This is a genomic window from Pseudolabrys sp., assembly GCF_050250095.1.
Classification (GTDB): Bacteria; Pseudomonadota; Alphaproteobacteria; order Rhizobiales; family Xanthobacteraceae; genus Pseudolabrys.
Genome location: NZ_JBFWPH010000003.1, coordinates 656,596 through 669,837 on the forward strand (window position 1 = coordinate 656,596; position 13,242 = coordinate 669,837).

General features: G+C 64.9%; 10 protein-coding genes. 5 read left to right on the top strand and 5 right to left on the bottom strand.

Features of this window, described 5'->3' with window-relative positions; genetic code table 11:
• The first annotated feature begins 19 nt into the window (after positions 1–19).
• Complete coding sequence (locus tag AB7F10_RS12640) at positions 20–871, top strand: MBL fold metallo-hydrolase (protein WP_428561429.1); 852 nt, start codon at positions 20–22, stop codon at positions 869–871.
• 177 nt (positions 872–1,048) lie between these two features.
• On the top strand, positions 1,049–1,420 hold the full coding sequence (locus AB7F10_RS12645) for a hypothetical protein (RefSeq protein WP_428561432.1): 372 nt from the start codon (positions 1,049–1,051) through the stop codon (positions 1,418–1,420).
• 56 nt (positions 1,421–1,476) lie between these two features.
• On the opposite strand, the gene AB7F10_RS12650 is transcribed toward AB7F10_RS12645, so the two are convergent.
• A complete protein-coding gene (locus tag AB7F10_RS12650; protein WP_428561435.1) occupies positions 1,477–2,277 on the bottom strand; it encodes an IclR family transcriptional regulator domain-containing protein in 801 nt (266 codons plus the stop codon).
• Positions 2,278–2,450: 173 nt separating this feature from the next.
• Between AB7F10_RS12650 and AB7F10_RS12655 the strand changes: the two genes are divergently transcribed.
• From AB7F10_RS12655 to AB7F10_RS12665, 3 genes are all read left to right on the top strand, one after another.
• Positions 2,451–3,767 (top strand): Rieske 2Fe-2S domain-containing protein, encoded by a 1,317-nt coding sequence (locus AB7F10_RS12655; RefSeq protein WP_428561438.1) that lies wholly within the window; start codon positions 2,451–2,453, stop codon positions 3,765–3,767.
• A 20-nt stretch (positions 3,768–3,787) separates the two neighbouring features.
• Entirely contained in the window at positions 3,788–5,266 is a 1,479-nt protein-coding gene (locus AB7F10_RS12660) for a glutamine synthetase family protein (protein ID WP_428561440.1), read from the top strand.
• 129 nt (positions 5,267–5,395) lie between these two features.
• Positions 5,396–5,575, top strand: coding sequence for a DUF1328 domain-containing protein (locus AB7F10_RS12665; RefSeq protein ID WP_428561442.1), 180 nt, complete (start codon positions 5,396–5,398; stop codon positions 5,573–5,575).
• Between the two features lie 24 nt (positions 5,576–5,599).
• Here the strand turns inward: AB7F10_RS12665 and gyrB are convergent, their stop codons facing one another.
• The 4 genes from gyrB to dnaA all read right to left on the bottom strand — a co-directional run bounded on the left by gyrB (position 5,600) and on the right by dnaA (position 12,251).
• Positions 5,600–8,026 (bottom strand): DNA topoisomerase (ATP-hydrolyzing) subunit B, encoded by a 2,427-nt coding sequence (gene gyrB, locus AB7F10_RS12670; protein WP_428561444.1) that lies wholly within the window; start codon positions 8,024–8,026, stop codon positions 5,600–5,602.
• A 220-nt stretch (positions 8,027–8,246) separates the two neighbouring features.
• Positions 8,247–9,389, bottom strand: a complete 1,143-nt coding sequence (gene recF, locus AB7F10_RS12675) for a DNA replication/repair protein RecF (RefSeq protein ID WP_428561447.1) — start codon at positions 9,387–9,389, stop codon at positions 8,247–8,249.
• Positions 9,390–9,420: 31 nt separating this feature from the next.
• On the bottom strand, positions 9,421–10,539 hold the full coding sequence (dnaN, locus tag AB7F10_RS12680) for a DNA polymerase III subunit beta (RefSeq protein WP_428561450.1): 1,119 nt from the start codon (positions 10,537–10,539) through the stop codon (positions 9,421–9,423).
• A gap of 281 nt (positions 10,540–10,820) precedes the next feature.
• Entirely contained in the window at positions 10,821–12,251 is a 1,431-nt protein-coding gene (gene dnaA, locus AB7F10_RS12685) for a chromosomal replication initiator protein DnaA (protein WP_428561453.1), read from the bottom strand.
• Between the last annotated feature and the right edge of the window lie 991 nt (positions 12,252–13,242).

Genomic DNA, 13,242 nt, shown 5'->3' on the forward strand with positions numbered 1-13,242 from the left:
GGTGGATGTGGAGGCGTGCATGCGCGGTTCTGGTCCGGCACGGTCTGTTTTGGCGGCAGTTGCCGGCATTGCGCTGTCAGGGTCGGTGGCGTTTGCGCAGGGTGCTGCGCCGGCGCCCGCTCCGGCAAAACCGGAGATGGCGGCGAACTGTCCGGGCCTGATCGCGCAGCGGTCGCCGCTGTTCAGGCAGGATCTCGTCCGGCGCGTGGCGCTCGCCTCCGATCAGGTGCGGCTGACCTATATCGGCCATTCGACCTTCCTGATCGAAAGCCCGCAACTCGTTCGCATCGCCACCGACTATAACGACTATGTGCGTCCGCCGGTTACGCCCGACATCGCGACGATGAACCACGCGCATACGACGCACTACACCGACCGTCCCGATCCGAACATCAAGCACGTGCTGCGCGGCTGGGCCGGCAATGAGAAGCCGGCGCGTATCGATATCCAGGAAAAGGACGTTCGGGTGCGCAACGTGCCGACCAATATCCGCACCTTCGAGGGCGGTACCGAGCGGCACGGCAATTCCATTTTCATCTTCGAGATCGCGAACCTGTGCATCGCGCATCTCGGCCATCTGCATCACACGCTGACCCAGCAGCAGCTCGACGAAATCGGCCGCGTCGATATCGTGCTGGTGCCGGTTGACGGCAGTTACACGCTCGACCTTGAAGGCATGATCGAGGTGTTGAAGGCGATGAAAGCGCCGCTGATGATCCCGATGCACTATTTCAGCGCTTACACGCTCGATCGGTTCCTCTCGCGCGTACGGCAGGACTGGGAGGTTGAGATCAGCGACGTGCCCTCGGTCGTGGTGTCGAAAACGACGCTACCGCAGAAGGCGAAGCTGCTGGTGCTGCCCGGCCGTTAACCAAACAAGCGCTTCACATTGCAGTGAAATGCGGAAAATTGTCCCTTTTCTATCAACAGGCTCTCGATTTTCGGCGATTAATGCATATTCATTAACGGCCCGCCGTTTGCTAAGAGACCGCCCGCCTCGGCGGTTGTGACGTCCTAAGAGCTGGGTTCTCTGAAAAGGTTATCGGGTTTGCAAACCTGGAGCAGTTGGAAGCGTTTTCCGAACGCGACGAGCGGCGACTCTGTCGAGGCGCCGATCGGGCCGGGCGTGTACGAGGTTCGTCATACGCCGAGCGGCAACGTGGTTGCGTTCGGCCACGCCGCAAACGTTGCCAATGCGCTTGCGGAGTTGAAGGTCGATGACGGCGGCGGCACCTGGACGCGGCTGTTCCGCCGCGTCAGCCCGAAGCCGCCGGTCAACGAGCTGGAATACCGCACCTGCGCCACCGCGACGCGCGCCGACGCCAAGACGGCGGCCGACCGAATGCAGAAGCTGCGGCAATCCTACTGGCGCAAACGGCTGGAAACCGGCCGCGCGGCACGTGGCTGGCCCGGAAGCTGAGCGTCAGATGTTCGTTGTGATGATGGAGCCGGCCGCAATGCCGGTTTTTTTATTGCTCAAAGCAATTGCGGTTGCAGATCTTCGGCCAGCGCCAGCAGTTTCGGCAGGAATACGCTCTGCATGGTCTTGAGCGTGCCGCGCTCGCTGTGCGCGCCGACATTCAGCGCGGCGATGACCTTGCCGTCGCGCCGCGACAACGGCACCGAAATGGAGCGGAAGCCGGCTTCGGCTTCCTGATCGACCAGCGAGAAGCCTTCCGCGCGGGTTTTGACGATGAGCCCACGCAGTTTCTTCCTGTCGGTCACCGTGGTGGACGTGAGCTTCGGCACCTTGGTCTGCGCCAGAAATGTATCGAGCGCATCGTCGTCGAGCGCGGCGAGCAGCACGCGGCCGAGCGACGTCGACAGCGCCGGCAGACGGAAGCCGATCTGCGCGCTGACCGTGAGTACACGGTTCGGCGAGGCGTGCGCGATCATGATGACTTCGTCGCCGTCGCGCACGGCGGCCGAGCAGGCCTCGTTCAGTTCGCCGCTCAACCGTTCGAGCGCCGGCTGGAGAATGTCGGACACCGCATTCGACGACAGGTAAGCGTTGGCCAGCCGCAGGATGCGCGGCGTCAACCGGAACAGCCGGCCGTCCGTCTCCGCGTGGCCGAGATGAACCAGCGTCAGCAGCGTCCGCCGCGCCGAGGCGCGGGGCAAATCGACCAGCCGTGCGACGTCGCTCAGCGACATTGCGCGGCGATCGCGGTTGAACGCTTCGATGACGCTGAGGCCGCGGGCGAGGGCCTCGAGAAAATCGGGGCCGGCGTCGTCGGCGAGCTTCTGCTCCGACTTGCTGCGTTTGCGCCGTGGCATTGCCGGCTGCGACTCCCGCGTTCGATCAGCGAACGGTTCGGTTGCGGCGCAGAGCGCACCGCAAATCCGGTTTACTGTTCAGACTTGTTCCAGTTAGAATATATCCGAACATTTGTTCGGTCTACGAACAAGCGGTCCGCCGCCGAAAAAATTCGGACAGAGGAGTGGTTGTCATGTTGAGCGCGCAGCTGAACGAACTCATCACCCACACCGGCCCCGGCACCGAGGGCGGCAAGCTGATGCGGCGTTACTGGCAGCCGGCGGCGCTGGTCGAGGAACTGACCGGCAACCGGCCGATCAAGCCGCTGCGGCTGTTCGGCGAGGATCTCGTGATCTTCAAGGACGGCAAGGGCCGTTACGGTCTCGTCGGCCGCCACTGCCCGCATCGCGGCACCGATCTCGCCTTCGGCCGGCTCGAGAGCGACGGGCTGCGCTGCGCCTTCCACGGCTGGAAATTCGGCGCCGACGGCCAGTGCCTCGAAACGCCGGCAGAGCCGGACGACAGCAGGCTGTGCGCCAAGCTGCGGCACAAGGCCTATCCGGTGGTCGAGAAGAGCGGCATCCTGTTCGCTTACATGGGTCCCGGCGAGCCACCGGCCTTCCCGGAGTTCGACTGTTTCGTGGCGCCGGGCACCCACACCTTCGCCTTCAAGGGTCTGATCGACTGCAACTGGCTGCAGTCGCTCGAGGTCGGCATCGATCCGGTGCACACCTCGTTCCTGCATCGCTTCTTCGAGGACGAGGATCCGACGCAAGCCTATGGCAAGATGTTCCGCGACAAGTCGCGCGACACTGAAATGCCGATGACGCAGATCATGCGCGAGTTCACCCGGCCGCGCATCGAGGTGGAGCCGACCAATTACGGCTTCCGTGTCGCCACGTTGCGCGAGATCGGCGAGGGCAAGGCGCATGTGCGCCTGACCAACCTCGTATTCCCCAACGCCTTCATGATCCCGATGAGCCGCGAGATGACGATCTCGCAGTGGCACGTTCCGATCGACGATACCCGGCACTACTGGTACGCGATCTTCACTTCGTTCGGCGAACCGGTGAACAAGGAGGAGATGCGCCGCCAGCGGCTCGAGCTTTACGAACTGCCGGATTATGTGCCGCGCCGGAACAAGACCAACAATTACGGCTACGACCCGCACGAACAGGAGCACGCGACCTACACCGGCATGGGCGCCGACATCAACGTGCACGACCAGTGGGCCTGCGAGTCGATGGGCGCGATCCAGGACCGCACGCAGGAGCATCTCGGCACGTCGGACAAGGCGATCATCGCCTACCGCAAGCTGCTGCGGCAGTCGCTTGAGGAAAACGGCAAGGGCGAGACGCCGATCATGGTGCTGGACCGCGCCAAGGCCACCGATGTCACTGGCCCGGCCTGCGTGGACGGCATCGGCCCTGCGGCGCAGTGGCAGGACTACTGGCAGACGACCGACGCCGACCGCCGGCAGACCGCAAGCTGGCAGCGCCCGCGGCACTGATAGGCTATCATCCGTTCCGCATGGCCCCGCGCAAAAGCCGATCCACCGCCAGCTTCGTCGACCGCCACGGCCTCTGGAGCGAGGCGCAGGCGAAGCAGGCGCGCGAGGTCGAGCGCGCCATCAAGGCGAACAAGCTCGAACTGGTGCGGTTCTCGTTCGCCGATCAGCACGGCGTGCTGCGCGGCAAGACGCTGCTTGCCGCCGACGCGGTAGCGGCGCTCAAGAGCGGCGTCACCATGACGACGACGCTGCTGGCCAAGGACACCTCGCACAAGACCGTATTCCCGGTGTTCACGGCAGGCGGCGGCTTCGACATGCCGGAGATGCAGGGCGGCGGCGACTTCGTCATGGTCGCGGACCCTTCGACGTTCCGTGTGTTGCCGTGGGCGGACAAGACCGGCTGGCTGCTGTGCGACATCTACTTCACCAACGGCAAGCCGGTGCCGTTCTCGACACGGCAGATCGGCCGCAATGCGCTTGCGCGGCTCGCCTCCGCCGGCTTCGATTTCCTGTCCGGCCTCGAGGTCGAGTTTCACCTGTTCCGCATCGAAAATCCGCGCCTCGCGCCGGCGGATGCGACATGGCCGCCGCAGGCCGCCGACGTGAGTCTGATTACGCAGGGCTATCAGTATCTGACCGAAAGCCGTTACGACCGGCTCGAGCCCGCGATCGAGCCGCTGCGTCGCGCGATGGCCGCGCTCGACCTGCCGCTGCGCTCGGTCGAGATCGAGTTGGGGCCGAGCCAGTGCGAATTCACGTTCCGGCCGCAGCCCGGACTCGCCGCCGCCGACGCGATGATCCTGTTCCGCTCCGCGGTGAAACAGGTGGCGCGCCGCCACGGCCTGATGGCGAGCTTCATGTGCCGCCCCGCGGTGCAGAACTGTGTGTCGAGCGGCTGGCATCTGCATCAGTCGTTGATCGAGAAGCGGTCGAAGTCGAATGCTTTCATGCTCGACGACAAGGACGGGCTCTCGACCGTCGGCCGCTATTATCTCAGCGGGTTGCTGGCGCATGCGCGCGCGGCGGCGGCCTTCACCACGCCGACCATCAACGGCTACAAGCGCTACCGGCCGTACTCGCTCGCGCCCGACCGCGCGATCTGGGCGCGCGACAATCGCGGCGTGATGATCCGGGTGCTCGGTCAGCCCGGCGATCCGGCGACACATCTGGAAAACCGCGTCGGCGAGCCGGCGGCCAACCCCTATCTCTATCTCGCTTCGCAGATTTATTCGGGGCTGGACGGCATCGCGCGGCGGCTCGATCCGGGGCCTTCTGCCGATACACCCTATGAGATGTCCGCGGCGCTGCTGCCGAAAAGCCTCGACGAGGCGTTGACCGCGCTGCGCGCCGACGACTGCTTCCGGCAGGGCTTCGGCGGCGGCTTCGTCGATTACTATGCGCACATCAAGAGCGCCGAGCTGGCCCGCTTCAAGGCCGACGAACGCGACGGGCCGGAGCCGACCGGCTGGGAACAGCGCGAATATTTCGACCTGTTCTGAACGGAGCTGCTGGAGGGTCCGTCGCGCCTTACCGCCGTCGGCGGCAGGCCGCGCGTAGAATTCCGCCACAATTGGCGCCTACGAAAATACCGGGCGCGGGGCTTTTTTGATCGCTGGAGTCGGGCGATGTTGAAACTGGCCCTGATGTTTTTGTTTTTTGCCGTCGCGTCCGGCGCTTTTGGTTATGCCAACAGCGAATCCGCCATGGCCACCCTCGCGCAAATGCTGTTCGGAATTTTTGTCGTGCTGTTCTTTGGCGCGCTTGCCGCCGGCGTCGCGACGTCCGGCCACCGCCGCATCGGCGTCTAGCGCAAACTCACTGAGCTTGAAGGCCTAGACGTCGACGCTGGCGTTGAGCGCGTTCTGCTCGATGAAGATGCGGCGCGGCTCGACTTCCTCGCCCATCAGCTGGCCGAAGATGTTCTGCGCCTCGTCGACTTCCTTCACCTTGACCTGCAGCAGGGAGCGCGCGTTGAGGTCGAGCGTGGTTTCCCAGAGCTGCTCCGGGTTCATCTCGCCGAGACCTTTGTAGCGCTGCACGGCGATACCCTTGCGTCCGGCGCCGGTCAGCGCGTCGAACAGCCCGACGGGGCCGTGGATCGCAATCGTTTCGTCCTTGCGGCGGAGCATCGCCGGCGGCGTGGGCCGCGGGAAAATCTGCTGCAGCATCGGCGCATACTCGTCGAGCTTGCGCGCGTCGGCCGAGCCGAGCAATGCCTGGTCGATGGTCGCGATTTCTTTCACGCCGCGCACGGTACGCTCGAACACGAAGCCTTCGTCGTTGAACGAGCCTTCCCAGCCGCGCTCGGTCTCGTCTTCCAGCGCGTCGAGCCGTTTGGCGATGTAGCCGGCCGCCTGATTGGCGACCTTGACGTCGTCGGTGATCTTCGGCGTCAGCACGCCGGCGATCGCCGCCTGCTCGATGACCTTGCGGTTGTAGCGGCTGTGCAGCCCCTGCAACGTCGCGCGGATGGCGCGGGCATCAGCGACCAGCTTCTGCAGGTCGACGCTCGCGCGTTCCTCGCCGGAGGCGAGCCGCAGCACGGCGTCCTCGATGCCGGTCGCGATCAGGTAATCTTCCAGCCCGCGCTCGTCCTTCACATACTGCTCGGACTTGCCGCGTGCGACTTTGTAGAGCGGCGGCTGCGCGATGTAGATGTTGCCGTTATCGATGAGCTGACCCATCTGCCGGAAGAAGAACGTCAGCAGCAGCGTGCGGATATGCGCGCCGTCGACGTCGGCGTCCGTCATGATGATGATCTTGTGGTAGCGCAGCTTGGCGGGATCGAATTCCTCGCCGATGCCGGTGCCGAGCGCGGTGATCAGCGTGCCGATTTCCGCCGACGACAGCATCTTGTCCATGCGGGCGCGTTCGACGTTGAGGATCTTGCCGCGCAGCGGCAGCACGGCCTGAAACTCGCGGTTGCGGCCCTGTTTGGCGGAGCCGCCGGCCGAGTCGCCCTCGACGATGAACAGTTCGGATTTCGCGGGGTCGCGCTCCTGGCAGTCGGCGAGCTTGCCGGGCAGCGAGGAGATGTCGAGGGCGCCTTTCCGGCGCGTCAGTTCGCGCGCCTTGCGTGCCGCCTCGCGGGCCGCGGCAGCCTCGACCACCTTGCCGACAATGGTGCGGGCATTGGCCGGATTTTCCTCGAACCATTTGTCGAGCGCGTCGTTGAGCACGCCTTCGACGACCGGGCGCACCTCGGACGAGACGAGCTTGTCCTTGGTCTGCGAGGAGAATTTCGGGTCCGGGACCTTCACCGACAGCACGGCGGTCAGGCCCTCGCGGCAGTCGTCGCCGGTCAGCGCCACCTTTTCCTTGCGCGCGGAGCCCTGCTTGTCGGCATAGCCGGTGATCTGTCGCGTCAGCGCGCCGCGGAACCCGGCGAGATGGGTGCCGCCGTCGCGCTGCGGAATGTTGTTGGTGAAGCAGAGCACGGCCTCGTGATAACCGTCGTTCCACCACAGCGCCGCTTCGACGGTGATGCCGTCGCGCTCGGCCTGCACGGTGATCGGCGCCGGCACCAGCGGCTTCTTGTTGCGGTCGAGATATTTGACGAAGGCTTCGATGCCGCCTTCGTATTTCATCTCCTCGCGCTTCTCGACGGCATGGCGCTTGTCGGACAGCACGATCTGCACGCCGGAGTTCAAGAAGGCGAGTTCGCGCAGGCGATGTTCCAGCGTCTGGAAATCGTATTCCGTCATCGTGAAGGTCTTCGGCGAGGCGAGGAAGGTAACCTCCGTGCCGCGCTGGTCCTTGGCGTCGCCGACGACCTTAAGGGGCGCCACCGCCTCGCCGTCGTGGAACTCCATGAAGTGCTCTTTGCCGCCGCGCCAGATGCGCAGCTTCAGCCAGGTCGACAGCGCGTTGACGACGGAAACACCGACGCCGTGCAGACCGCCCGACACCTTGTAGGAGTTCTGGTCGAATTTTCCGCCGGCGTGCAGCTGCGTCATGATGACTTCGGCCGCCGAGACGCCTTCTTCCTTATGAATGTCGGTCGGGATGCCGCGGCCGTTGTCGCGCACCGTCACCGAGCCGTCGGGATTGAGCGTGATCGCGACTTCGGTGGCGTGTCCGGCGAGCGCTTCGTCGATCGCGTTGTCGACGACCTCGTAGACCATGTGGTGAAGGCCCGAGCCGTCATCGGTGTCGCCGATATACATGCCCGGCCGCTTGCGCACGGCGTCGAGGCCTTTGAGGACCTTGATCGACTCTGCGCCATATTCGGACGGAATGTTGCGGGCCGGTTCAGCCATCGGCGTGACCTTCACTGCGGGCTAAAAATGAATCGGAGTGACACAAGTTTTCTGTCATGAAATATGGGGCGCGTACAGCGCAAAGTGAAGGGGCAGAAGTGCCCGAAAATAAAGGGCTTTCGGCACTTTTCCGACCTCAAAAACGGCCCGATTCCGGCGCCCAAAACCGCCGCTTCCGAGCGCCGATTCGGGCCGCTCGCCGCGGCTGAAATTGTGGCCGTCAGCCGGCCGGCGTGACGGTTCCGGGCCGGACTTCGAACATCTGCGCGCGGGATTTGATCTCGTGGAACGCGGCGGGATCGGCGCCGGTCATCCAGACTTGTGCGCCGAGCGCGCTCAAGGCGTCGTAGAGCGCGGCGCGCCGGCCGGGATCGAGATGCGCGACGACCTCGTCGAGCAGCAGGATCGGCGCGGCGCCGGTCATGTCTTTCAAAAGACCGGCATGCGCAAGCACCAGCCGGATCAGCAACGCCTTCTGCTCGCCGGTCGAGGCATCCGCCGCCGCGATGTCCTTGCCGGCGAAGCGCACCGCGAGGTCGCTGAGGTGCGGCCCGTCGAGCGTGCGGCCGGCGGCGGCGTCGCGCGCGCGGTTCTCGCGGAGGACCTCCCGGTATCTGTCCTCGATTTCGGTGGCGCTGTAGCTCGGCAGAAGCCGCTCCATCCAGCCGTCGAGCGCGATGGCCGCAACGGGGAAGGGCGCGCCGTCGTCGCGGCTTGCGGCCAGTGCCGCGGCAAGGCGGTTGACGGTTTCGGAACGCGCGGCGGTGACCGCAACCGCAAGCTCGGCGGTCTCGCGCTCCACCGCATCGAGCCAGTGGGTGTCGCGCTCGCCGGTTTCGAGCAGGCGGTTGCGCGAGCGCAGCGAGCGTTCGAGCGCGGAGACACGGCTCGAATGCTGGGCATCGACCGCGAGCACCAGACGGTCGAGGAAGCGCCGGCGCTCGGAAGCCGGGCCGTTGAACAGCTGATCCATCGCTGGAACCAGCCAGATCACCCGCAGATGATCGGAGAACGCAATCGCCGACGATACCGGTTCGCGGTCGATGCGGTTCTGGCGCGATACCGGCGTATCGGGCGAGGGCGGCAGGATGCCGGTGCCGAGCGTCGCGAGGCCGTAAAGGCCCTCGACCTCGGCGGAGACGGCCCACGAGCCGTCACCTTCGCCGAATGCGACCTCCTCGAGCGTGGCGCGGCGCAGGCCGCGGCCGGGCGCCAGAAACGAGATCGCCTCGATCAGATTGGTCTTGCCGGCGCCGTTCGGTCCGGTCAGCACCACCGGACCGGCGCCCGTCAAATCAAGCCGCGCCGCGTGGTAGCTGCGGAAGCTGGTCAGCGAGAGCTTGAGAATCGCAGCGGCGGGCATGGCATGAGCCTTACCACCGGAGCGGCGGCGGTCACACCCGCATCGGCATCAGGACGTAAAGCGCGCCCTTGGCGTCCTTGTCCTGGATCAGCGTCGGCGAGCCGGGATCGGCGAGCTTCAGGACAGCGACCTCGCCCTCGATCTGCGCCGCGATGTCGAGCATGTAGCGGGAGTTGAATCCGATATCGAGCGGATCGGCGCTGTACTCGACTTCGAGTTCTTCCGTCGCGCTGCCGCTGTCAGGATTGGTGACCGAGAGCACAAGGCGCGCGCCCGCGATCGACAGTTTCACCGCGCGGCCGCGCTCGCTCGACACCGTCGAAACGCGGTCGACGGCGGCTTCGAAATCCTTCTTGTCGACGACGAGCGTCTTGTCGTTGTTGACCGGAATGACGCGGTTGTAGTCGGGGAAGGTGCCATCGATCAGCTTCGAGGTCAGCACCACATCGCCGATCGTGAAGCGAATCTTGCCGGCGCTGAGTTCGATGCCGATCTCGCCTTCGCCGGTTTCGATCAGGCGCTGCACTTCGCTCACCGTCTTGCGCGGCACGATGACGCCCGGCATGCCGGCAGCGCCCTGCGGCAGCGGCAGTTCCACCTGAGCGAGACGGTGACCGTCGGTTGCGACCGCGCGCAGCGTGCCCGACTTCGCATTGCCGGTGACGTGCAGATAGATACCGTTGAGGTAGTAGCGCGTCTCTTCCGTCGAGATCGCAAACTGCGTCTTGTCGATGAGGCGCTTGAGATCGGCGGCCGCGAGCTTGAACGAGTGGCTCATCTCGCCCGCGGCGAGATCGGGAAAATCGCTCTCGGGCAGCGTCTGCAGCGTGAAGCGCGAGCGCCCGGCGCGGATCGAGAGCACCGCGCGGTCGCCGGAGCCTTCGAGCACGACCTGAGCGCCGTCCGGCAGCTTGCGCACGATCTCGTAGATCATGTGCGCCGGAACGGTGGTGGAGCCACCCGGCGAGACTTCCGCGGCGATGGTGTCGGTGACTTCGAGGTCCAGGTCGGTCGCCTTCAGGCTGAGCTTGGCCTTCTCGGCCTTGAGCAGCACGTTGGCGAGGATCGGGATGGTATTGCGGCGCTCGACCACGCGATGAACGTGACCCAGCGACCTCAGGAGTTCCGCACGCTCGACCGTTACCTTCATCGGACCCCGCCCGCTAAATTGGATGTGCCGGTGGCGCCGGTGGCTGTGATGTGGCTCAGGCGCGACGACAAACCGGCCGCCCGTTGCGGGGGAGGCCGGACGGCGAAAGTGACGCGCGGGCCGGGATTTCGCAAGACCTCAGGTGCCTTTGCGACGTTTTTCCCGGCTGATTCACAGCCACCGGAGCCCGCGCTTGCCTTTGAGAAATTCACCCCGGCGGGTGACCCGGCCGGGTGGGAGTGTCGTCCGTGGTCGCGCCGCAGCGGCGCGAGCAGGCTTCTCTAGGGGTTATCCTGCAGCTGCCGCTTCAGGATCTCGATCTCCTCGGCCAACGCCATGTCGTTGCCGACCAGGTTTTCGATCTTGCGAACGGCGTGGAGAACCGTGGTGTGGTCGCGTCCGCCGAAGCGGCGGCCGATTTCCGGCAGCGAGCGTAGTGTCAGCGTCTTGGCGAGATACATCGCCACCTGACGGGGCCGCACCACATTGGCGGTGCGCCGCGAGGACAGCAGGTCGGACCTGCTGACATTGTACTGGCGGGCCACCACGCGCTGGATGTCCTCGATCTTGACGCGCTTGGGCTCCATCGGCCGCACCAGGTCGCGCACCGCGCGCTCGGCCATTTCCAGCGTGATCGGGTGGCCGGTCAGCTTGTTCTGGGCGAGCAGCTGGTTGAGCGCGCCTTCGAGGTCGCGGCCGTTATGGGTGACCGCCTTGGCGATGTAGTTCAGCACCGGCAGCGGCACATCGAAGCCCGGATGATGGGCGCGGGCCGCCGAGACGCGGGCCTTGAGGATTTCGAGCCGCAGCTCCTCGCCGAGCGAGCCGACCTCGACCACGAGGCCGCCGGCAAGACGCGAGCGCACCCGGTCGTCGAGGCTTTCGAGGTCGGAGGGCGGCCGGTCCGAGGCGATGACGACCTGGCGGCCGGCATCGATCAGCGCATTCAGGGTGTGGCAGAACTCGGCCTGGGTCGATTTGCCCTGCAGGAACTGCAGATCGTCGATCACCAGCACGCCGATGCCGCGCAGCGCCTCCTTGAAGGCCAGCGCCGTCTGCGAGCGCAGCGCCGAGACGAAGCCGTACATGAACTTTTCGGCGGTGAGGTAGAGCACCTTGCGCTCGCCGATGCCGTTGCCGGTCCAGGTGATGGCCTGCAGCAGGTGCGTCTTGCCGAGGCCGACGCCGGCATGGATGTAGAGCGGGTTGAACATCACCGGGTCGCCGCGCTTGGCGGTGGCGACTTGCCGCGCCGCGGCATGGGCCAGCGTGTTCGAGCGGCCGACGACGAAGTTGTCGAAGGTCAGCCGCGGGTCGAGCGGCGAGCCGCCGAGTGCGTCGTGAGCTCCGGCGTCGCCGAGCGGAATGCCGCGGCCGTCGCCGCCATTGTGGCGGATGGCGCCGCCGTTGAAGACCTCCGCCTCGCCGTTCTTCGGTTTGGTCGTCGCGGTCTTGAGCACCGCGGAGCGCACGACCAACTCGATGCGGATGACGTCCTTGTCCTCGGACTGCCAGCAGGCGAGCAGCCGCTCAGCATAGTGCGATTGCACCCAGCTCTTGAGAAAGCGCGTCGGCACCGACTGGCGGATGGCGCCCGCCTCGCAGGCCTCGATTTCCATGCTGGCGAACCAGCTCGAAAACACGTCCTCGCCAAGCTCGGCGCGCAGGCGATCCTTGACCCTCAGCCAGCGCTCCTGATCCGTCTTCGTCATTGCAAGTCTCTTCTCGGCTCGGTGTTCAAACGGACTCGGGTGGCCAGGCTGACGGCGGGCTGCCGTCAACGCGCCTGACTGGACGCAACATCACTCGGATTCGCGCGATGCCGGTGGGTGGGCTGCCTGTTAGGCGTGCAGCCAAGGGCACGAGCGCAAAGGGAGCAAGCCGCGTCTTCTAACGGCGCGGCGGCGCCATGCCTCGTGTTTCGATGATGAAGACCGAAGACGTTGAAATCGGCCGGCTGGCCTTGCAGATGACGGGAACCATCGATGACCGGCTGCTGTCTTGAAACCCGGAACCAGAAGTTCCGGTCCGTCCGGCCGTGACCGTTATTCCCGCTGCTGCCGCCATTGGTGACCCCCGTTGTCGTTTTCTCTGGTCGTCTTCTTCGGTCGTCTTTTTTCGCGCGTCTGTGTCGCAGTCTTCGTTTGCTGCACCAATGTCCGGACTCATCGGCCATTCCCATCGCGCGGCGTGCGAGTTTCGGACAAATGAAAGCCGTCCTCACCCGCGGATGAGTGATGTCGTCAGAACCTTTTTTGGTGCAGCGACCCGGAGAAGCCCGAGCGCGTTTGATCAAGTTACACGAGCGTCCCCGCCCTGCAACGAATTTACTTAACCGGTTCTCACCGTCCGCGCGCAGTGTGTGGTTGCGGTGACAGGTGTGTTGTGCCTCAAATTTTTAACGCGTTGAATCGTCCGCAAATTTTCTCGTGGCGATGTTGTCGCAGCAGCCGCGACGCGATCAAAATTTTTTTTGCTCCGCTTCAAAAAAACGCTGCGCGGCACGGCGATTCCGAGGTCCCGCAAATTTATGGGGAGTAAGTCATTCATCGAACGAAATTTTTTTTGGCCGTCCACGCAGGGTAGCCGTTGCAAGAAAGCACTGGCGCATGCGGACTTCTTGCACGCCGATGCGCGTAGAGCGCGTGCTTGCCGCAATTATTCGACTGCGGCATTTCTTGATGACGCTGTCATAAAGAAAAT